15 protein-coding genes are annotated in these 20,861 nt (G+C 41.6%); 9 read left to right on the forward strand and 6 right to left on the reverse strand.

The genetic code is table 11. The features are described 5' to 3' along the window. The first annotated feature begins 109 nt into the window (after window positions 1–109). On the forward strand, window positions 110–3,604 hold the full coding sequence (rne, locus tag J7338_RS10765) for a ribonuclease E (protein WP_210797054.1): 3,495 nt from the start codon (window positions 110–112) through the stop codon (window positions 3,602–3,604). Between the two features lie 136 nt (window positions 3,605–3,740). Here rne and J7338_RS10770 read toward each other — a convergent pair whose 3' ends face one another. The 3 genes from J7338_RS10770 to yejK form a co-directional block, all read right to left on the reverse strand. Beyond that, window positions 3,741–4,103 carry a hypothetical protein gene (locus J7338_RS10770; RefSeq protein WP_210797055.1) on the reverse strand — a complete coding sequence of 121 codons (363 nt, stop codon included), beginning with the start codon at window positions 4,101–4,103 and terminating at the stop codon, window positions 3,741–3,743. Then, entirely contained in the window at window positions 4,088–4,393 is a 306-nt protein-coding gene (locus J7338_RS10775; protein ID WP_210797056.1) for a hypothetical protein, read from the reverse strand. The genes J7338_RS10770 and J7338_RS10775 overlap by 16 nt, the downstream gene beginning before the upstream one ends. Before the next feature lie 164 nt (window positions 4,394–4,557). Continuing rightward, a complete protein-coding gene (gene yejK / locus J7338_RS10780) occupies window positions 4,558–5,571 on the reverse strand; it encodes a nucleoid-associated protein YejK (RefSeq protein WP_210797057.1) in 1,014 nt (337 codons plus the stop codon). A gap of 62 nt (window positions 5,572–5,633) precedes the next feature. Here yejK and J7338_RS10785 point away from each other — a divergent pair, with 62 nt between their 5' ends. The 6 genes from J7338_RS10785 (at window position 5,634) to J7338_RS10810 (ending at window position 11,268) form a co-directional block, all read left to right on the forward strand. Next, window positions 5,634–5,846, forward strand: a complete 213-nt coding sequence (locus J7338_RS10785) for a YejL family protein (protein WP_016707302.1) — start codon at window positions 5,634–5,636, stop codon at window positions 5,844–5,846. Between the two features lie 5 nt (window positions 5,847–5,851). Then, window positions 5,852–7,348, forward strand: a complete 1,497-nt coding sequence (locus tag J7338_RS10790) for a DUF3413 domain-containing protein (RefSeq protein ID WP_210797058.1) — start codon at window positions 5,852–5,854, stop codon at window positions 7,346–7,348. A gap of 75 nt (window positions 7,349–7,423) precedes the next feature. After that, complete coding sequence (locus tag J7338_RS10795; RefSeq protein ID WP_210797059.1) at window positions 7,424–7,900, forward strand: DUF4124 domain-containing protein; 477 nt, start codon at window positions 7,424–7,426, stop codon at window positions 7,898–7,900. Window positions 7,901–7,982: 82 nt separating this feature from the next. Then, window positions 7,983–9,701, forward strand: a complete 1,719-nt coding sequence (gene aceK, locus J7338_RS10800; RefSeq protein ID WP_210797060.1) for a bifunctional isocitrate dehydrogenase kinase/phosphatase — start codon at window positions 7,983–7,985, stop codon at window positions 9,699–9,701. A gap of 15 nt (window positions 9,702–9,716) precedes the next feature. After that, on the forward strand, window positions 9,717–10,655 hold the full coding sequence (locus J7338_RS10805) for a LysR family transcriptional regulator (protein ID WP_210797061.1): 939 nt from the start codon (window positions 9,717–9,719) through the stop codon (window positions 10,653–10,655). 169 nt (window positions 10,656–10,824) lie between these two features. Beyond that, entirely contained in the window at window positions 10,825–11,268 is a 444-nt protein-coding gene (locus tag J7338_RS10810; RefSeq protein WP_210797062.1) for a ferritin-like domain-containing protein, read from the forward strand. A gap of 101 nt (window positions 11,269–11,369) precedes the next feature. Here the strand turns inward: J7338_RS10810 and J7338_RS10815 are convergent, their stop codons facing one another. The 3 genes from J7338_RS10815 to J7338_RS10825 are packed head-to-tail and all read right to left on the reverse strand — an operon-like array spanning window position 11,370 to window position 16,041. Then, complete coding sequence (locus J7338_RS10815; protein WP_415837798.1) at window positions 11,370–14,369, reverse strand: TonB-dependent receptor plug domain-containing protein; 3,000 nt, start codon at window positions 14,367–14,369, stop codon at window positions 11,370–11,372. Window positions 14,370–14,410: 41 nt separating this feature from the next. Continuing rightward, complete coding sequence (locus J7338_RS10820) at window positions 14,411–15,487, reverse strand: FecR family protein (protein WP_210797063.1); 1,077 nt, start codon at window positions 15,485–15,487, stop codon at window positions 14,411–14,413. Next, complete coding sequence (locus J7338_RS10825) at window positions 15,484–16,041, reverse strand: RNA polymerase sigma factor (protein ID WP_210797064.1); 558 nt, start codon at window positions 16,039–16,041, stop codon at window positions 15,484–15,486. Before J7338_RS10825 ends, J7338_RS10820 begins: the two co-directional genes overlap by 4 nt. A 397-nt stretch (window positions 16,042–16,438) precedes the next feature. On the opposite strand from J7338_RS10825, the gene J7338_RS10830 reads away from it, so the two are divergent. Together J7338_RS10830 and J7338_RS10835 are read left to right on the forward strand one after the other, a co-directional pair. After that, window positions 16,439–17,635, forward strand: coding sequence for an efflux RND transporter periplasmic adaptor subunit (locus J7338_RS10830; protein ID WP_210797065.1), 1,197 nt, complete (start codon window positions 16,439–16,441; stop codon window positions 17,633–17,635). Window positions 17,636–17,649: 14 nt separating this feature from the next. Further along, complete coding sequence (locus J7338_RS10835) at window positions 17,650–20,823, forward strand: efflux RND transporter permease subunit (RefSeq protein ID WP_210797066.1); 3,174 nt, start codon at window positions 17,650–17,652, stop codon at window positions 20,821–20,823. Window positions 20,824–20,861 lie beyond the last annotated feature (38 nt).

The raw sequence follows: 20,861 nt of genomic DNA on the forward strand, positions 1-20,861 counted from the left end.
AAGCTCCCCCACAGATCCAGTCGTGAGACTGTACAAAAAGAAGCGATGGAGCAACTGAACAGGCGAAAAGTTTCGTCATGTCAGAGACATAACACAGTAGAGTAACAATATGAAACGTATGCTAATCAATGCGACGCAGCAAGAAGAAATGCGCGTAGCACTGGTTGATGGCCAGCGCCTGTATGATTTAGATATCGAAAGCCCGGGTCACGAACAAAAAAAAGCCAATATTTATAAAGGCAAAATCACACGTATCGAACCGTCATTAGAAGCCGCCTTTGTAGATTACGGCGCTGATCGTCACGGATTCCTTCCTTTAAAAGAAATAGCCCGTACTTACTTCCCACAAGGTTATACCTTCCACGGTCGCCCGAACATTCGTGACGTGATCAAAGAAGGTCAAGAAGTGATTGTCCAAGTTGATAAAGAAGAACGTGGCCAAAAAGGCGCGGCACTTACTACCTTTATCAGTGTTGCTGGTAGCTACCTAGTTTTAATGCCTAATAACCCTCGTGCTGGCGGCATCTCTCGTCGTATTGAAGGGGATGAGCGCACTGAACTTAAAGAAGCTTTAAGCCGTTTAGAACTGCCTAAAGGCATGGGTTTAATCGTGCGTACTGCCGGTGTTGGTAAATCATTTGAAGAACTAAACGACGATTTAAAAGCGCTGTTAGTCCACTGGGATGCCATTCAAAAAGCATCCGACAGTGGTAAAGCTCCGTTTTTGATTCACCAAGAAAGCAACGTAATTTTCCGTGCGATTCGTGATTATTTACGTCGCGATATCGGTGAAATCCTGATTGATAAAGCCCGTGTATTTGAAGAAGCTAAAGCGCACATTGAGCGTTTCCGCCCTGACTTCATGAGCCGTGTAAAACTTTATCAAGGTGAAGTACCACTTTTCACTCATTACCAAATCGAAAGCCAAATTGAGTCTGCGTTTCAACGTGAAGTACGTTTACCTTCTGGTGGTTCAATTGTTATTGACCCAACTGAAGCACTTACTTCTATCGATATCAACTCATCTAAAGCCACTAAAGGCGGCGATATCGAAGAAACTGCGCTTAATACCAACTTAGAAGCAGCTGACGAAATTGCTCGCCAATTACGTTTACGCGACTTAGGTGGCTTAATCGTTATCGACTTCATTGATATGACACCACCGCGCCATCAACGTGAAGTAGAAAATCGCTTAAAAGACGCTGTTCGTCCAGATCGTGCCCGTGTACAAATTGGTAAAATTTCGCGTTTTGGTTTACTTGAAATGTCGCGTCAGCGCCTACGCCCTTCACTGGGTGAAGCAAGCCAAGGCCCATGCCCACGTTGTAGTGGCCAAGGCACAATTCGTTCAAACGAATCGATTGCATTGTCAATCCTACGTTTAATCGAAGAAGAAGCGATTAAAGACAATACTTCACAAGTTAATGCCCAAGTGCCTGTTGCAGTGGCCTCATACTTGTTAAATGAGCAACGCCGTAGCGTACACCGTATTGAAAAACGTCACAGCTGTGATGTGGTGATCATTCCTAATAAACATATGGACACACCACACTACGAAGTGATGCGTTTGCGTAAAGATGAAACCATTGAAGCGGCAAGCTACGAGCAAATTACAGCGCCAGAGCCTGAAGTGTATGAAACATCAAAAACACCAACAGTTGCAGTACGTGAAGAGCCAGTGCTAAAAGGCGTTGTAATGCCTTCAACACCCGCACCACAACAAGCTCAAGCAACACCAGCACCACAAAGTGCTGCAGCACAACCGCAAGTAAGTTTGTTCACTGCTATTGGTAATTGGTTTAAGGCTTTATTTGCAACACCTGCTGAGCAGACTGAAAGCAAACAACAGCAACAAAAACCAGCGAGTGAATCTCGCAATAATCAACGTCGTAATAACGAGGGTGATACGCGTCGTCGTAATAACCAACGTCGTCGTAATAATAATTCACGCACTAAACCACAAAACGAGCGTACCGAGCGCGTAGCTGAAGAAACACCAGCAGCTACGACAGCAAATAACGAGCAACAGGAAAGAAACGAAAATCGCAATAAGCGTCGTCGTAATCCTAACTCTCGTAAACGCAACGACACGCGTAACGATGACAGCAAAGTTGTAGCAGAGAAAACCGAAGCAAAAGCTGACGTTAAAGACACTGCAGCAGCTAAAGATGTCGCTGTTGAAGCAACTGAGCAAAAGCCTAAAGTACGTCGTCAACGCCGTAACTTACGTAAAAAAGTTCGCCTGCAAGATGAAAACGCCCAACAAGCAGTTGCAACAAACAATGACGCTGAACAGCAAGCTACTCCAGTTGTTGAGGAAAAACCAGCAAAGCCAGTTGTAGCAAAACAGGAAGAAGTGAAAGCCCCTGTTGAGACTACTTCAGTTGAAGCTGCAGCTGCTGAAACAACGGTTACTGAAGCATCTGAGCAAAAAGCTGAGCAGACAGCACCAAGCGAGCAAGAAGCAGTAACATCGGATGAAGAGCAAGGCCAAACGCGAACTCGTTCACGTCGTTCTCCACGTCATTTACGTGCTGCTGGACAACGCCGTCGTCGCCCTGAGGGTGAAGAAGCTACGCCAACGCAAGGTACACAACCGCCAGCATTTATTCCAGTTGCTGATCAAGCCGCTGCTGAATATGAAGCTGAATTAAAAGCCAAGCAAAATAAGCAAGTTGAAGAAAAACCTGCTGCTGAAGCAACTGAAGAAGTGGTTGAACAAACGCCAGTTGCTGCTGAACCTGCTCCAGAAGTGGTTGAACAAGCACCTGTTGCTGCTGAACCAACTGAAGAAGTCATTGAACAAGCGCCAATTACTACTGAACCAGCTGAAGAAGTGGTTGAACAAGCGCCTGTTGCTGCAGAACCAACTGAAGAAGTGGTTGAACAAGCACCTGTTGCTGCTGAACCAGCTGAAGAAGTGGTTGAACAAGCACCTGTTGCTGCAGAACCTGCTCCAGACGTGGTTGAACAAGCGCCTGTTGTCGCTGAACCTACTCCAGACGTAGTTGAACAAGCACCTGTTGCAGCAGAACCAACTGAAGAAGTGGTTGAACAAGCACCAGTTGCTGCTGAACCTACTCCAGACGTGGTTGAACAAGCACCAGTTGCTGCAGAACCAACTGAAGAAGTGATTGAACAAGCACCAGTTGCTGCAGAACCTGCTCCAGACGTGGTTGAACAAGCACCAGTTGCTGCAGAACCTGCTCCAGACGTGGTTGAACAAGCACCTGTTGTCGCTGAACCTACTCCAGACGTAGTTGAAGACACGCCTGTTGTCGCTGAACCTACTCCAGACGTAGTTGAAGAAGCACCAGTTGTCGCTGAACCTACTCCAGAAGTAGTTGAAGAAGCTGCACCAGTGGCAGAGCCTAAGCCTGCTACACAACCTGTGACGCATACGAAGACAGTGATCATCGCAGGTAAAGCAAGTGCACCAATGGCACAACCTACACCAGTTGCAGATAGTGAAGTTGCTCATACACCTAAAGCAATGGCACACGACCAACGTGAAGTTATTGCTGATAGTGGCTTACGTGCTGGTTCAATCAGACCTGCAGGTCGTGCAAGCGCTGAAATGACTAAAACCATGAGTGTTGATTAACACTCTGGCTTTAGCCAAAAATAAAAAGCCGCGTTAATTCTCATTAACGCGGCTTTTTTAATAGTAGTCAAAGGCTTAATTTATTTTACCCAGCTTATTTATCAACAATTTTTAAGGAGCTATTGTTCAGGTTGAATTAGTTTTCCGGAGGGAAAAATTTCCAAATTTTAAACCCAAGAATATTTTTGCACCATTCTTCAAAAAGGTAGCTTGATTCTCCTGTGGTGAATTTTAATGGTAGTGGGTAAGTACGAATATTCTTATTAATAATCAAATCAGTGAATTCAACAAAGAAGTTATCTTTTGAATCTGTATAAAGTTTAAGTGCATCAAATTTTCTTTTAATGCATGTTTCTTTCAATTGACCCTTCTCGATTATAGTGCAAACATCGATAAAAAATGTGACTTCACACTCCCCTTGCCACATTAGTTTAGGTGATTGTCTATAGCAACGTTGTGTAAACGAATACTTAGTTTCACCTGTTACCGAAAAAACCATTGTGAAATGACTTGAAGCTGTCCGTCAATTTCATACTCAGGCATTAACAACTCAAAAACTCGAATATCTTTTAGTTCTTTGCAAAAACCTCTGAAGTACAAATTACCATCATGATTCGCTAGTAACTGCTTCATTGTTGCTTTTCGGTTTATACAGTGCTGCACCCCATTATGATTACACACTTCGATAAAACTAATTGAATGTTTTAACTCACACACAACAAACAACCCCTCAGTGAAGGAAGTATAATCATGCGGAAACATATATTGTTTTTTCTTTCTCCAAAACATCTAGCTGTGTCCTTAAGCTAATCATTTTAATTTTATAAATTTTGATCTATAGAAAACCAACAATCACAAGTAAGCAAAAAAAAAGCGCGGTGTAAACACCACGCTTTCAACTAACTCAAATCTGCTTAAACTTACCACTTATAGCTTAAGTTTAAACTGATGGCTTAGTCTTCACTTTCCATAAATCGTTGCAATTGATCTTTAAGGTTCGGCGGTATGCCTTTAATAACTAACGTATCAGTGGCCTCGTTGTACATTACCCGTTCGCCTAAGTGTTTACGTTCAAAGCTGATGCTCACGCCGCCACCAAGTCCGGAGAATTTAACCATGCTGGTGACGGTTTTTTTATCGACCGGGAATGATTCTTCTAGGTCATAGCTTTGCTCTTTGCAAAAGCTTTCAAATGGGTTGTCGTCACCTTTGGTGAGCGTTGCTGATAATTCGCCAACGTTGGCATCTTCGCCGGTGGTGACGCAGTCATTACAGTAATCAAACACTTGTTTACGTAAGTCGTCTTTTTCAGATTTATCAAATTGTTGCTCTGATAAATAATCTTCCACAGCATTAAGCATCACTTGGCTTTGCTGTTTTGGATCGATACCTTCTTCACAACCTAAAAAGTCTAAGAAGAAATCAGCAACTTTGCGCCCTGCTCGGCCTTTAATAAAGGAGATATAACGATTGTCTTCTGCTTGAGTGTCCCACGCAGTTAAATCAATGCGTGCGGCTAGTTGCATGCGGGAAATATCTAAATGGCGTGACGAGGCTAAATCAAGCTCAGAGGTAATTGAGTAATGCTCTTTGATGTTGATCATTGCAATCAGCATATAATCAGTTGCTACATATTGATAATGACAAAATACTAAATAGCCAGTTTCGTTAAACGCATACTTATCAAGTTCCTCTTTAAGTACTGCTGAAGCTTGCTCTGTCATGTGCCAAAAGCCAAGCTCGCTATTGCGGTAACTTTGCATGGCTGATGCAACTACAGAGTTTTTATCGCCACTAAAAGCACAGTACCCTTTACCGGGTTTACCGTTGTATGCGTGATGAAGTTGCTCGATGAATACAGCGACTTTATCATTCACTGCCATTTCGTCATTGCGCAAATGAATTTGCGTATCGTCGTCTTTTTTGTCTACATAATGAACGACTAACTTTTTAACATCTATTGCCATCTTTGTTTTTCACGCCTCTGGTGTTAAAATGTGAGAATATAACTCTTTTATTGAACCAACTGATGCCAATCTTATCAAAATATTCTAATGATGAAGTAGAACAAATCGTCGATCAGCTCATTGATGTGTTAACTAAGCACAATGCGCCGGTTGATTTAAGTCTTATGTGTTTAGGAAATTCTATCACGCATATCTTAAAAGAGCATGTACCAACAGGGAAAAGACAAGCGGTTGCAGACAATTTTGCTAAAGCACTTGCGCAATCGGTTAAATAGACTTTATGAATTTATCGCAGCACAATCAATTTTCGTCTAAAGCGAGTCAATTATTAAGTTGGGGGCATTTGTTTACTTTTGCCAATATCGGCTTAGTGTTACTTATAAGTTTAAGTTACTTATTTGCTGACTCTCCCCCAACCAGCTTTATGGGTATGCTTTATATGCTAGTAACGTGGCTTAGTCACACTAGCTTTATTACCTTTATTGCCTTTGTGCTGACGGTATTTCCGCTAAGTTTAATATTTCCTTATCCGCGTCATATCCGCGGTATGGCAGCAATACTTGCCACCTGTGGTGCATCACTATTGACGCTTGATGCCTATGTGTATTTTAATTTAGGCTACCATTTAAGTAGCTCTGCGCTACCTGAGATTATTACCTTATTATGGTATCGCTTAACTAGTTCTCCAGCATTGACAACCCTACTGGCTGGCGGAATTGTGATGCTTATTTTTGCGTTCCAATTATTAGCAAGTAACTATACATGGCACCATTTAGCCCGCTTAAAACAGTATAAATTTGCTCGTTACGCCAGCTCATTGTTATTGGTTTGTTTTGCGATGAGTCACAGTATTCATATTTGGGCTGATGCAAATTTGAAGTTTGATATCACAAAGCAAGATAATGTCTTACCCTTGTCTTACCCAACGACCGCAAAAAGTTTACTCGCAAAAAATGATTTACTTGATCTTGAAAGTTACGAGCAAGCACATAACGTAAAGGTTAATACACTAAATGTAGATTACACAGCTCCCACACCACTGGCTCGCTGTGAAAACTATACTGCGACGACAGTCGATATTTTAGTGTTTAGCTCTGCATCTGCGTTAACAAGTTTTGCAAAACAGTACCAATTTTTAAATAAAACCGAGCAGTTTTTGCAGCCCGTTCATCATCAAGATGTACTATTTAGCTTGCTATACGGTTTACCTGCTTACTACAAGTCAGCCTTAATGGCTGAGCAAACATTGCCAGTGTGGCAAAGTAATCGCCGTAGCCTAAGTGTCAGTGGCTTTGATGATTTTAACTATATCAATAGTACAACTGCGGGGAATGCAGCAATTCGTATCATTAACGCCGATGAAAACACCGCGCTTCGCGAAGGAGTAAACCAAGTATTTGCATTTAGTTTAGCCGATGTTGATCATGGTATTGTAAGTGCTTCATCGCTATATAGCACAGATAGAGAAGTAACCCGTATTGAAGGCTTGATCCAGCCAAGCGATTTAATTGCCACAAGCGTTGGTCAATATTTGAACTGCGCTGAACTCGCAAAACAAAGCATGCTAGGTGTTAATCTGTATAACAAAAAAGGCGATATGGGCGTTAATTATTCACAAGGCGTATTTATTGCCTATAAGAAAGACCGCATTACATTAATTGATTCTGATGGTAATTATAAAAATATCTCTGCTGCACAAGGCTTTTCAATAGAGCAAGGTTTAGATATTCCGTTTTTAGCGCAAAGCATTAAAAAGCTCAAAACCTTTACCGAATAACTGCCACTGGCGATTTACCCTAGTTAGGTTATAGTTTTATATTTAATTATGCCCTAACTAGGGAAGGCTAGCGTAATGAAACCGTGTATCCTTTTCGTTATTTTTATTAATTTGCTCTTCGTTGCTGATCCGGCGGCCTCTGCCGATCAATATTATAAGTGCGTAACCGACAAAGGCACTACTTTTAGCCAATTTCCCTGTGGCAGGCAGGCAACCCAACATAAAATAGCGGTGTCGCCTAACGTTATCTCAGCCAATATAAATCATGTTAAAGTGCTTAATTCCCTTGAGCGTGAGCAAATCATTCGCAATCTCAACGCTGAGATCCGCAGCGTTAAATATAAGCTCGCCATTTTGAGTCGTGACCGTGATCGCGCTGAATACGAGCAACTGCAACGGCTAAATCGTTTAATGAGCGATGACGATAAAAAAAAGCTTAGCAAAGAGATAAAAAAGCAGCTAAAAGTGATCAATAAAACGTTTGCCAAAAACACTAAAAAAACGAATAAACACCTCTCCTCACTAGAAAAAAAACTGAAACGCTATGAATAAGCTATTGGGTTTTACCTGTATTTAGCATACTCTTAACAAGTGTAGAGCATATACTCTACAGGTCATTTTGGAGTACCCGTTTATGCAACCACAAAACATCGCCGAGCTAATTCTAAATGGTTTTAAAAAGCATTATAAATTATTTCAGCAGATCACCGCACAAGCACCTTTGGCATTTGCAAATAAAAATTGGACAAAGATGCACGATATTAGTCGCTTGCGGATAAGCTATTATGATGAACGGGTCAACGAAACCACCCAGCAGCTACAAAATCAGCAATTAGCCAATCAACTTGATGAATCACTCTGGCTGCAAACAAAACAAATCTACCAACACTTTTTAACGTTTCATCCGCAAGCCGAGTTAGCCGAAACATTTTATAACTCGGTATTTTGCCGCTTATTTCATCGTCGTTATTTTAATAATAATTTTATTTTTGTAAAAGCCACCTTGGCAGATGCACCCGCTTTACCGATTGAAGCTGAATACCGTAGTTATTTTCCGGTCGTAGATGGATTAAAGCCAACCATCCGAAAAATAATTAATCAATTTGATTTTAAAGCCGACTTTGTTAATTTAGAGCGCGATATACGACTTTTAGTAAAAGCGTTTTATAAACAAGCGCCCGACACCCATCACCGCGCATGGCAAATGCGTTTTGATATTTTGCAAACGCCTTTTTATCGCAATAAAGCCGCGTATATTGTTGGTCGTGTAGTTTCGCAAAGTGGCGTACAACCCTTTATTATTGCCGTATTGCATCATCAAGATGAAGGTCTTTATTTAGATGCGCTACTGACTAACTCATCGCAAATGCGAGTTATTTTTGGCTTTGCCCGCGCTTATTTTATGGTTGAAACCCACGCCCCTTCGGCATTAGTTCGGTTTTTAAACCAACTGATGCCCAATAAAACGATTGCGGAACTCTACAACGCTATTGGTTTTCATAAACAAGGCAAAACGGAATTCTACCGTGAGTTTTTAACCCATTTACAACGCTCTACTGATGATTTTATCGTAGCCCCTGGCACACCAGGCATGGTGATGATGGTATTTACCCTACCTTCATTTGATTATGTATTTAAAATAATTAAAGACAAATTTGGTGAAAGCAAACCATTTGGTCGCGATACCGTACTCAAACGCTACCAATTAGTTAAAAGCCATGACCGCGTTGGTCGTATGGCCGATACCATAGAGTATTCTAACGTCGTATTCCCTGTTGCGCGTTTTACCGCTACATTGCTTGCACAGCTTAAACAAACTATTGATTCATCAATGATCATCGAAGGCGATTTACTGATCATCAAACATATGTATATTGAGCGACGCATGACGCCTCTAAATTTATATTTAGAAAAAGCCAATACTGAAGATGCCGCTGTTGCCATTGCAGAGTACGGTCAAGCACTCAAGGAAATGATCGCCGTTAATATTTTCCCAGGCGATATGTTGCTTAAAAACTTTGGGGTCAGTAAACACAAACGCATTATTTTTTATGATTATGATGAAGTGCAATACTTAACAGATATGAACTTTAGGGCACTGCCTAAAGCAAAAAGTTATGATGACTACTTAACTAATGAGCAAAGTTACTCTGTGGCACCACAAGATGTATTTCCAGAGCAGTTATGCACTTTTGTAATGCCAAACCCGCACTACAAAGCTGTTTTCAGCCAAACACATCCAGAACTATTAGACGTCGCATTTTGGCAGCAAGCGCAACGAAATATAAAAGCAGGGGTCGTTAGCCATATCTACCCTTATCCAGCTACGCAGCGTTTTATCCATCAATGGTAGACGAAAGGACACACTATGAATATCAGTAAAATAGATTTAAACTTACTCGTTTATCTCGACACCTTATTACGCGAATGTAATGTTACTCGCGCCGCAAATCAGCTGAGCATTACACAGCCGGCCATGAGTAATGGTTTAAAACGTTTACGTAACTTGTTTAACGATCCAATTTTGGTGCGCACCAGCGATGGTATGGTGCCAACTGAACGAGCTATTGAATTGCAGCCAGTGATCCGTGGCATCTTAATGACATTAGAAGAAACGCTTGCACCAAACCGTGAATTTGAAGCCAGCCAAAGCAAACGGGTATTTAGGATTATGGCCAGTGATTATGCTGCCAGCACCTTAGCACCTAGACTCCTGAGTAAATTACACGATGAAGCGCCGGATACCACTCTTGATATTCTCACTCCAAGTGATGTTACTTTTCATGATGTAGAAAACGGTAAAGTCGATATGGCAATAAACCGTTTCGAAAACCTGCCACAATCGTTTCATCACAAACGTATTTGGAAAGATAGCTTTTGTTGTTTAGTAAAAGCTGACAACCCGATCATTGAAAATTTTAGCCTCGATAGTTATTTAAAAGCTCGACATATTTGGGTGAGTAAGACAGGTTTTGGTGTCGGGGTTGGGATGGATCCTAAAGACGTACAAAAACTTGGCTGGGTAGATGAAGCCCTCGCCCATTTTGGTAAACACCGAAATATTGCCACATTTACCCGTAATTACCACGTTGCAATACATCTAGCGAAAGAGAAGAACCTGATTGCGACACTCCCTTCAAAAGCCGCGAATATTTATTTAGATGATCCAGGTTTAAAAATTTTGGAACCTCCCTTCCCTATACCACCATTTGAGTTAGATATGATTTGGAGCCCATTACTTCACAGAGACGCCAGTCATATTTGGTTACGCCAAAAAGTAGCCGAAGTGGCAGATGAATTAAAGTAACACTCTTACAAAAGCCCTGTAAAATTTGCTTATTGGTATTTTCAAATAAGCAAACACAAATTTAAAAAGTTTTAATAATCATGATGTTAAAATAATTTAAAAAATGGAATAACGATTGCTTTAAGTTACTTGAACTTTTATATTCATTTAACTTAAAGAGGTCACTATTATGAATACCCATCAAGAAAACGAAGTAAATCATATCACTGACATTATCCAAGTAATGAACAGCGGCATCGACTTTTATGAAAAGGCGCAGGAAAAAGTACAAGATCCAGCCATTGGCGCGTTATTTCAGCGTATGATAGACGCACGTAAAGTCAGCGTTGAAAATCTACAGCCTTACGCTATTAATGAGCAAGGTGAACGAGAAGACGGTTCATCTTTTGCTGTTGAAGCACGTCGTGCATATACCGCACTGCTCACTAAATTTAGCTCAGATAAAGATGAAATATATGCTAAAGAGCTTGAAGAAGTGGAAGATAAAACACTTGAAGAAATTAAAACTGCCATGAAAAAACCACAACCGCATGATTGTGAAACCGCCCTCGCTAAAGTATTACTGACCATGCAAAGTTGTCATACCGAAATGAGCCGTATGCAAAAGCATTAATCAAAGAGCATGGTAACTATCCTATCGCGCTCATATCGTACTAAAAGCAAAAAAAGGGCCTAACCGGCCCTTCAAAACTAAATAACGCAGGAGAAGTTATTTTAGAATCGGTATTCCGCACCTACATAATAGTAAGCACCGTTAAAGCCAAATGGCGCAGAGCGACGTGAATAATCAAAGACCCCTGTAGAACTAACAATTGTATTACCCGATGCATCCACTATAGTGCCTGCGCGTGAGTTACCTATAGAGTTCTTATCTGGGTATACGTCAAATAAATTGTTTGCTCCAATATTCAGTGACAAGTTATCTGTAACAAAATAGTTCACTTTTACATCTGTAAGGATTTCAGCACCGTAAGTTTGGCGCCCACCGTCTTCAACTGTGTACTCTCCATAACGATTCAGCGATAAATTGACTGTCCAATCTTCAAGGCGATATAACGCACTTAAGTTAACTCTATCTTGAGGTTGCCATTCTTCGATGATTGAGGTTTCTTGTGCTGAAAACACATCTTCCACAGGAATTGTCTCAAGGCCACTGCCTTGTGGGGTAAATAAATCCACCACTTCGGTTTCTGTAAAGTTAGCTGCCAATGTAAAGTCAAGGGTGCCACCTAACCCTTCAGTATTCCAGGTTGCAACAAAATCAATACCTTGTGTTTCAGTGTCAGCACCATTTAAGAAAAACTGCCCAGCACCTGCACCTGCGCTAATCAGTGCAGCATCTAAGGTGTCTGCTAAGCCTTTACCTAAACGATTACTGATCACAATGCGGTCATCAATATCAATTGAATAATAATCAACGGTCACATTGATGTTATCAGTCACGTTATACACAATCCCCATACTCAGGTTTTGTGATTTCTCTTCTTTAAGTTTTGGAATACCGATACTTTGTGCAAGCGTACTGTCGTTTCTAAATGTCCCGACTTCTTCAGCTACTAAAGTATCATTAGGACCAACCACAAATTGGGTGCTAATGTTATTAAAATATAACTGCTGCATCGAGGGCGCTCTAAAACCAGTACTCACAGCACCACGTAACGATACATTATCAGTAACAGACCAGTTACCAGCAAGCTTAAAGTTTACCGTGTCGCCAAAGCCTTTATAGTTATCATAACGCAGTGCGCCAGAAATAATGACATCATCAATAATGTAGGTCTCGGCATCAATATAAAAGGAAATAACATCGCGAGATTCATTCACCGATGACTCTGGTGCAGAGCCACCAAAACCTTGTGTGCCACCCGCTGCATTTTCGCTACCAATACCACCGCTCATACCGTCATAAATATTAACACCATTATTAGTATCGTAATCACGGTATGCGTATTCGCTGCCTTCTAAAATACGGTATTCATCGGTACGTAATTCTGCCCCCATCGCCAGTGAAAAATCATCAAAATCTTGTGTAAAATCAAGGTTAATCGTTTGCAGTGATAACTCCATCCCATACGCATACGCTTGACGAGGAATCGTGGCACGAATATCATCAGCACTTAAGCCTTGATCATAACGTAATAAATTAGCGTATGAACCATTGATAGTGTCACTAGTGGTGTAATCGATGCTGTTTTCACCATAGGTATATGACAGGTCAAGACTAGAACTATTATCAAACTCTTTTTTAAAGCCAAAGTTATACGAGATATCATCAATGGTGGTGTTGATCATTGGCAAGAAGCCCATCGGGATCACCGCATCACCATCTTGTAAAACTGGGTTGCCATCAGCATTGGCATTATGGCGGAAGAACGCAGCTGATTCGTTATCTCGGGTTGAATAAGTAATAAAGCCATAGAGCTCACCACCAGCAAGTTCATAACCAGTATTCACCGTTAAAGCAAATTGTTGCGAGTCTGCATCACCAATTCTAAACGTATCACGTGGCGCAGTAAGCTCACGGGGATCGCCCGCTAACAGCGTGCCATCAGAAAGTTCTGTACAACCATAAAATTGGCAAGAACCATGTAATCCAGCGCGATTAGTCGGCGCACGGTCGCGGTAATTAACAGTGGTATTTAAATAACCATCATCACCTAGCGCAAAACCTTGATTAAAATCAACCGTAACGGTTTCGCCATCACCTTCAGAATATTGACCATAATTAACTGCGGCTTTGCCGCCTTCATCAGCGTCTTTTAAAACAATGTTGATAACACCAGCAATCGCATCAGAACCATATTGCGCAGCCGCACCATCACGTAGCACTTCGATACGTTTGATCGCAGCAGCGGGGATTGCATTCATGTCTGTACCTGCAGTACCACGACCTACAGATGTATTAATATGGATAATGCTGGCTTGGTGACGACGTTTACCATTAATAAGTACTAATGTTTGATCTGGCCCTAAACCACGTAAAGTGGCAGGTCGTAGTGCATCAGTACCATCACTGATCGATGAACTTGAAAAGTTAAAAGATGGTGCGATGGCTTGTAGCATACGGCCGACTTCTGTTTGTCCGGTATTTTCCAGCGCTTCAGCACTCAAAATATCAACAGGTACGGGTAAGTCCTCGACTGAACGTCCTGCTACACGGCTACCAACGATGGCGATTTTTTCAATGTTTTCTTGAGCGGCTTGTTCTTGTGCATTAGCAACTTGGCTATTGGTTGCCATTAAAAGGGGTATAACAGCAGCACTGACCCCTGAAAGCTTTTTCATGTTGTTATCATTCCTATTGATTTGTTTGAGTTTTATACTCAGTAAACCATTTTGATCAACAACCGCATCGAGTTCAGTGTTTTTCAGCATTGTACTTAGCGCTTCTAACTGAGTGTAATAACCATACACTGATTGAGCTTGGTATTGTTTTACTAAATCAAACGAGAAAACCACGGTTTGTTCTGTTTGTTTGGCAAACTCTATCAATGCTTGATCAGCTCGCTGCGCTTTTATATCAAATTGTACCATCTGTGGATTCACAGCCTCCGCTTGAGCATTCAGACTCAATACTAAAGGTGCAAATACAATTAACCCACACATTGGATACGTTTGGTTACTGCGTAACTTATACAAACAGTTGAGAAAGAATAATCCGCTATGTAACCCTACTTTTTTGTTAATTGTTTTTTTACTTTTTATATTTACCATTGTAACTTCTGACACTTTAAATCAAAGAGCAAGCATAAAGCTTAGCTACGATCACCGTGTTTTAGGCTTACGATATGTTCACCTAAACGTTCATGCTCAATGGCTAAATTAATGCGCAAGCTATCAAGTAAGCCGATGATATCACCGGCTTTAAACACTCCTGCCACTTTTAAAGAAGCTAAAGCAGGATCTGCAAGTTCAAAACGCGTTGCAGTATAACGACTCACTTCTTGCAAAGCTTCGCTTAATGGTTCGCCATTAAAAATTAGCATCCCTTGTTGCCATGCTAAATCGCGTTGTACATCGTCTTGTGTTAAACGCGTAATGGGTTTGGTAATACTTTCTTTGATTAATGCTTTTTCACCAGAGATAACAATACTAGCATTAATATCTTTAACCTTTACTGTATCGTTACTGGCATTTTGCAATTGTACAAAATCATCCGCATTTACAGCAACCGAAGGATCCGTGATCATCACTTTACCTTCGGTCACGACCAGCTCAAGATCTGATGCTGCGTTACGCTGCACATTAAAAACCGTACCCAGCGCGGTGAATGACTTATCGCCCGCCATCACCGTAAATGGACGTGAGGCATCTTTAGCAACATTAAAACGTCCTTCACCACGACTTAAAATGAGTTGCCGACGATTTCTTGTATACGCTACTTCTAATAAGCTATTGGTATTTAATTGCACAATCGTACTATCTGGTAGTACAAATGTTGCTTGCTCACCCACTTTAGTACGGTAAATTTTACTGTACTTGGCTTGCTCTTGAGGTGTTGATGGCCAATGTTTAATACCTACAAATAAAAAACTGGCTACTAATAATGCAGTAAAGACACTTGCCGCAATCGAAAAATTAATTTCTCTACGGGCAGGTTTATTGACACTATTTTTATTTGGAAACAGACTGCTGAGCTCATTTAATACGCTCAGTTCATCCCATAATTGAGCTAACTCAAATACCGCATCTTGATGAGCTTTATTTTGTTGCACCCAGTGCTGAAATTGCAGACGCTCTTGCTTTGATAAGCCCCTATCCATAGCACTGATCCAACGACTGGCATCAGCTTGGATAACATCTTTAGACGAAAATTGATGAATATTACTCATTTTCCCACCCTCCTGGTAGGTTCAATAGTAGCACTGCTGTGCTCACCTAACTGCTCATGTTGCTGCATGTAGCGCATAGATTGTAACAAACCTTTGGCAATATGTTTTTCAACCGTGCTTTCACTTAACTTCATTTGCGCTGCGATTTCTTTTTGGCTCATGCCATATACTTTCTTTAAAATAAAACATTTTCGCACTGGCTGACTTAGTTGCTCAGTAGCACGGCAAAATAATAAAAACCGCTCTTTTGAGGTCACTTCATCCTCAAGCTGCATAGATCTCAACGACTGCTGATAATCATCAGAGGTATCTAATGAATCACAATGCTGATTATCCCATTTTGCTATGTGATTGAGCGCTAAATGTTTGGCTGTCTTTAGCATATAGCTGCGCGTATATTTAATATCTTGCTTTAAATCAGCTTGGTAACTTTTAACAAAGGTTTCTTGTACGATATCTTCCACGTCATCTGGCTGTACTATACGCGAAACAAAACGCCGCAACTGTGAAGACAGTTCAATAAATGTTGTAGATAATGTCGGCTTGCGCGTCATTATTAACTTTACCCTTGTTGTGATTATTACGTCTAGGGTACGAGTTTTAGCGCCAATTACAAAGCAATTTGTTAATTTTGTGGTTATTAAAGCTGTTTCGCTAACAAATCACTTTCAACATTTTATAATTAAGTTGTTAAACTTTAAAAACCAGCGGGGCTGCGATTTAATTCATTTCACCCTAATATGCCCTACGCGATTTAAAAAACCATGAAAAAATAAACACCAGTGTATACCCGTAAATATTTAAGGTATACACTCGCATTCAACTAAGCTATATGGATTAAGCACCGTGTAAGACAGTAGGTGATAAGATCAACAGTATGTCATACTATTAGCTTATAAAATGTTATATATTATTCATATCATACTTAACAATTGGAACTGTGGAGTAACCATGCGTCTGTCTTTCGCACCATCAAAATTACCTTTATTCTTATTTACCTCGGCTTCGCTGTTTCTACAAGGTTGTAGTGAAGCACCTAAAACCGAACATGAAACAATGCACCCTGCGGCTGTTATAACAACTATAGCAACCCATGAAAATGCCCCATTCACTATTGAACTACCAGCAACCCTATCAGGTTCTAAAGAAGTTCAAGTACGTGCCAGAGTAACGGGGATCTTAGAATCTCGTAACTTCGATGAAGGCCAGACAGTTAAACAAGGTCAGTCACTTTTCACTATTGATCTAGCCCCCTATCAATTGGCGGTTGAAAGTGCGCAAGCTGCTCTTAATGGTGCAAAAGCATCTTTAGTACAAGCCGAACGTGAGGTGAAGCGATTAGCCAAACTACGTGCTGAGAAATCAGTTTCACAACGGGATTACGATAACGCCAGTTCCACCCAAGATATCGCTAACACCACGTTAGAAGCCGCGAAAGTTGCGTTAAAAGAAGCCCAGCTCAATTTAGAATATGCGCAAATAAAAGCGCCTGTCGCCGGGGTGATGGGCCGTGAATTTGTGTCGGTAGGTACTTTTGTATCAGGTCCCGATCTATTATTAACGCAAATTACCCAACTTGATCCTATTCGTTTACGATTTGGTATTTCTGAGCGTGAACAATTACAAATGCGTCAAGATGTCGCAAATGGCTCATTAACGCTACCAGAAAAAGGTCAGTGGCACACGAGCATTAAATTACAAGACGGTTCACTCTCCAATAAAAGCGGCAAAGTTAACTTCTCTGATGTACGTATAAACCCAAATACCGGCACCAGCGAACTACAAGCAATTATCCCCAACACTGATTTTGAACTTCGCCCAGGTCAATTTGTGCGAGTGATGTTAAGTGGTGCGGTACGCAAAAATGCATTTGTAATACCGCAACGTGCGGTACTTGATAATGGCACAGGTAAATTTGTATATGTTGTCGCTAAAAATGAACAAGGCGGCACGATTGCGCGCCCAGCCCCCGTTGAAGTGGGTGAGTGGATCCAAAAGCCAGATAATCAAGGTGATAAAAACTTTTGGTTGATTAAATCCGGCATACAGCAAGGCGATGAGGTGATCATTGATGGTATGGCAAAGATTTTCTTCCCAGGCATGCCAGTGACCGTTAGCAATGCAACAAACAACGTAAGCGCAGAATAGGCGCAGGGAGTTTTATGTTTTCTCGTTATTTTATCGACAGACCTATTTTTGCGTTTGTGATCTCAATTGTTATTGTACTGGCGGGTCTGGCTGCTATGCGCAGCTTGCCGATCGCCCAATACCCTGAAATTGCCCCACCCGTTGTGCAAGTAACAGCAGCCTACCCGGGGGCATCGGCTGAAGTACTCGAACAAACCGTAGCCGCGCCGATTGAAAATGCGATTACTGGTGTTGAAGGCATGATGTATATGTCTTCAACCTCGACAAGCTCTGGTGCAACAACTATTGAAATAACTTTTGAAATTGGCACCGATATTGACCAAGCAGCAGTTAACGTCAATAACCGTGTAAAGCAAGTTGAAGCTCGTTTACCTGAAGAAACACGGCGCCAAGGTGTGGTGGTACAGAAAGGCTCATCGAGCTTTTTGCAAGTCCATGCGTTTTATTCACCGGACGGCACTCGCGATAGCTTATGGACTTCAAACTATGTCACACTGAATATTTTAGACCGAATTAAACGTGTTCCTGGCACAACGAGTGTACAAATTTTTGGTGCGAAAGATTACGCCATGCGTATTTGGCTGCGCCCTGATGTAATGAGTCAGCTTGGTGTTACGGTTGAGGAAGTCGCAGGGGCAGTACGCAGCCAAAACTCTCAATATGCAGCCGGTTCGATTGGTGCAACCCCCACTTCACAATCAGCGCAAGAGCTGGTTTACAGTGTTACCTCTCAAGGGCGTTTATCAGAGCCTGAACAATTTGAAGAAATTATTATTCGTTCAAATCTTGATGGCAGTAGTTTACGTTTAAAAGACATTGCCCGTGTTGAATTGGGTGCAAAAGATTATAACTTCAGAGGCACTATCAACGGCAAAGAAGCCGTACTATTAGGTATTTTCCTACAACCCGGTGCCAATGCCCTAGATGTAGCAGCAGAAGTAAATGGTGTATTAGCAGAATTAACTCAGCAATTCCCCACAGGACTTGCTCACTTAAATTCGTACGATACCACCCGTTTTGTTGAAGTCTCGATCCGCGAAGTAGTTAAAACACTGCTTGAAGCAATGGTACTGGTTTTCTTAGTGGTGTTCTTATTTTTACAAAATTGGCGCGCCACACTGATCCCAACACTTGCCGTACCAGTGTCATTACTTGGTACGTTTGCTGGTATGTATATGCTCGGTTATTCTATCAACTCATTGACTTTATTTGGCATGGTACTGTCTATTGGTATCGTGGTGGATGATGCCATAGTGGTACTTGAAAACGTAGAGCGTATCATGCACGAAGAGCATGTGAGCGCCCATGAAGCCGCAATAAAAGCGATGAAAGAAGTATCTGGACCTGTTGTTGCTATTGTTCTAGTACTTTGCTCAGTGTTTGTGCCAATTGCATTTCTAGGTGGCTTAACTGGCGAACTATTCCGTCAGTTTGCGATCACCATTTCAATTGCTGTGAGCTTATCTGGCATAGTTGCACTAACAATGACCCCTGCTTTATGTGTGCTTATTTTAAAACAAGAGCATAAACAAACCGCAAGCTTCTTTTTATGGTTCAACCGTGTATTTACTAAAATAACCAGTAAGTATGTGGGTGCTGTTGGTTTTATGGTGCGCCGTGGCGCATTAGGTTTATTGCTGATGATTGGTATGGTGTCAATTACCATTGGCCTTTGGAAAAGCACTCCTGGTTCATTAGTGCCTGATGAAGACCAAGGCTACTATATTTCAGCTATTTTCTTACCTGATGGCTCATCCCTTGAGCGTACAGAAAAAGTAGTGGCTGAAGTTATTAGCGCCGTACAATCTAATCCTGCCAATGAAAATGTGGTGGCATTTACAGGCTTTGATTTTATTGGCGGCGGTTATAAAAACAGTGCAGCCACCTTATTCGTCACCCAAAAACATTGGGATGAACGAGAGATTGATACTAAAAGTTTGGTTAATGAGCTGTTTATGAAAACTGCGCATATCAACGAAGCACTTGTTTTAGCGTTTAACCCCCCTGCTATTTTTGGTTTAGGGAGCACTGGCGGATTTGAATTTTATATTCAAAACAAAGGCGCAGGTGGCCCAGAAAAACTGCAACAAGCCATGGGCTTAATGATGGCTGAAGCACAAAAAAGCCCTATTTTAAGTGGCCTACAAACGTTGTGGCGACCAAATGCACCGCAACTTAAAGTTGATGTAGATCGTGAACAAGCCCGCGCGATGGGCATTGAAATTGACGATGCCTTTACAGCCCTTGCCGGCACACTGGGTACATATTATGTGAACGACTTCAATAAGTTTGGCCGAGCTTGGCAAGTACTTATGTCAGCAGAAGCTGAATTTAGAATGAAGCCTGATGACATTGGACGAATTTATGTAAAAAATAGTCAAGGTGCTATGGTTCCTATGTCTGCGTTTACTAATATTGAATATAGCCGCGGACCAGAAAATCTAAATCGTTATAATAACTTGCCTGCGGTAAAACTGCTCGGTAATGCTGCACCCGGTTACAGCTCTGGCCAAGCAATTGCTGAAGTTGAACGTATTGCAAAAGCAGTATTACCACCGGATATGACCTACGACTGGACCGGCTCTGCGTATCAAGAAAAGCGCAGCTCAGGTACCACAGGAATTGCTTTAGGCCTTGCGGTGATCATGGTTTTCTTAATCCTTGCGGCACTGTATGAGCGTTGGTCATTGCCACTCTCGGTGATGCTAGCATTGCCATTTGGAACCTTTGGCGCATTGGTATCAATCTGGTTAGTAGGCATGACTAACGATGTGTACTTCCAAATCGGCTTAGTGACCTTACTTGGTTTAGCCAGTAAAAATGCCATTTTGATTGTTGAATATGCATTGATGAAACATCAACAAGGTTGGAGCGCAAGCGCTGCAGCACTTGAAGCTGCCCGCCTTCGATTTAGACCCATCATCATGACTTCGATGGCCTTTATTTTAGGTGTAGTGCCATTAGTATTGAGCTCAGGCGCCGGTGCAGGTGCACGTCATAGCGTTGGTACTGGCGTTATGGGCGGCATGATGGCAGCAACCTTCCTTGCCGTGTTCTTTGTACCACTGTTCTTTTATTGGTTAACTGAGCGCAAACTTACTGAAAAACGCTCGCGAGCAGATTTATCCGATGAAATTGCAAGCCACCACAAGCGTGAACATGTCGACACCCAAGAGGGTAATTTATGATTTAAGCTCAGCTACAAAAATATAAGGGCAAACAGTGG

Origin of the sequence: Pseudoalteromonas ostreae (assembly GCF_018069805.1) — a bacterium.
GTDB lineage: Bacteria > Pseudomonadota > Gammaproteobacteria > Enterobacterales > Alteromonadaceae > Pseudoalteromonas > Pseudoalteromonas ostreae.

Excerpts from the sequence above, each read along its gene's own strand:
- J7338_RS10785 (WP_016707302.1), top strand. The coding sequence starts at position 5,634 with ATGCCAATCTTATCAAAATATTCTAATGATGAAGTAGAACAAATCGTC.
- J7338_RS10835 (WP_210797066.1), top strand. The coding sequence starts at position 17,650 with ATGTTTTCTCGTTATTTTATCGACAGACCTATTTTTGCGTTTGTGATC.
- J7338_RS10790 (WP_210797058.1), top strand. The coding sequence starts at position 5,852 with ATGAATTTATCGCAGCACAATCAATTTTCGTCTAAAGCGAGTCAATTA.
- yejK (WP_210797057.1), bottom strand. The coding sequence starts at position 5,571 with ATGGCAATAGATGTTAAAAAGTTAGTCGTTCATTATGTAGACAAAAAA.
- J7338_RS10825 (WP_210797064.1), bottom strand. The coding sequence starts at position 16,041 with ATGACGCGCAAGCCGACATTATCTACAACATTTATTGAACTGTCTTCA.
- J7338_RS10795 (WP_210797059.1), top strand. The coding sequence starts at position 7,424 with ATGAAACCGTGTATCCTTTTCGTTATTTTTATTAATTTGCTCTTCGTT.
- J7338_RS10820 (WP_210797063.1), bottom strand. The coding sequence starts at position 15,487 with ATGAGTAATATTCATCAATTTTCGTCTAAAGATGTTATCCAAGCTGAT.
- J7338_RS10770 (WP_210797055.1), bottom strand. The coding sequence starts at position 4,103 with ATGGTTTTTTCGGTAACAGGTGAAACTAAGTATTCGTTTACACAACGT.
- rne (WP_210797054.1), top strand. The coding sequence starts at position 110 with ATGAAACGTATGCTAATCAATGCGACGCAGCAAGAAGAAATGCGCGTA.
- J7338_RS10810 (WP_210797062.1), top strand. The coding sequence starts at position 10,825 with ATGAATACCCATCAAGAAAACGAAGTAAATCATATCACTGACATTATC.
- aceK (WP_210797060.1), top strand. The coding sequence starts at position 7,983 with ATGCAACCACAAAACATCGCCGAGCTAATTCTAAATGGTTTTAAAAAG.
- J7338_RS10815 (WP_415837798.1), bottom strand. The coding sequence starts at position 14,369 with ATGGTAAATATAAAAAGTAAAAAAACAATTAACAAAAAAGTAGGGTTA.
- J7338_RS10830 (WP_210797065.1), top strand. The coding sequence starts at position 16,439 with ATGCGTCTGTCTTTCGCACCATCAAAATTACCTTTATTCTTATTTACC.
- J7338_RS10775 (WP_210797056.1), bottom strand. The coding sequence starts at position 4,393 with ATGTTTTGGAGAAAGAAAAAACAATATATGTTTCCGCATGATTATACT.
- J7338_RS10805 (WP_210797061.1), top strand. The coding sequence starts at position 9,717 with ATGAATATCAGTAAAATAGATTTAAACTTACTCGTTTATCTCGACACC.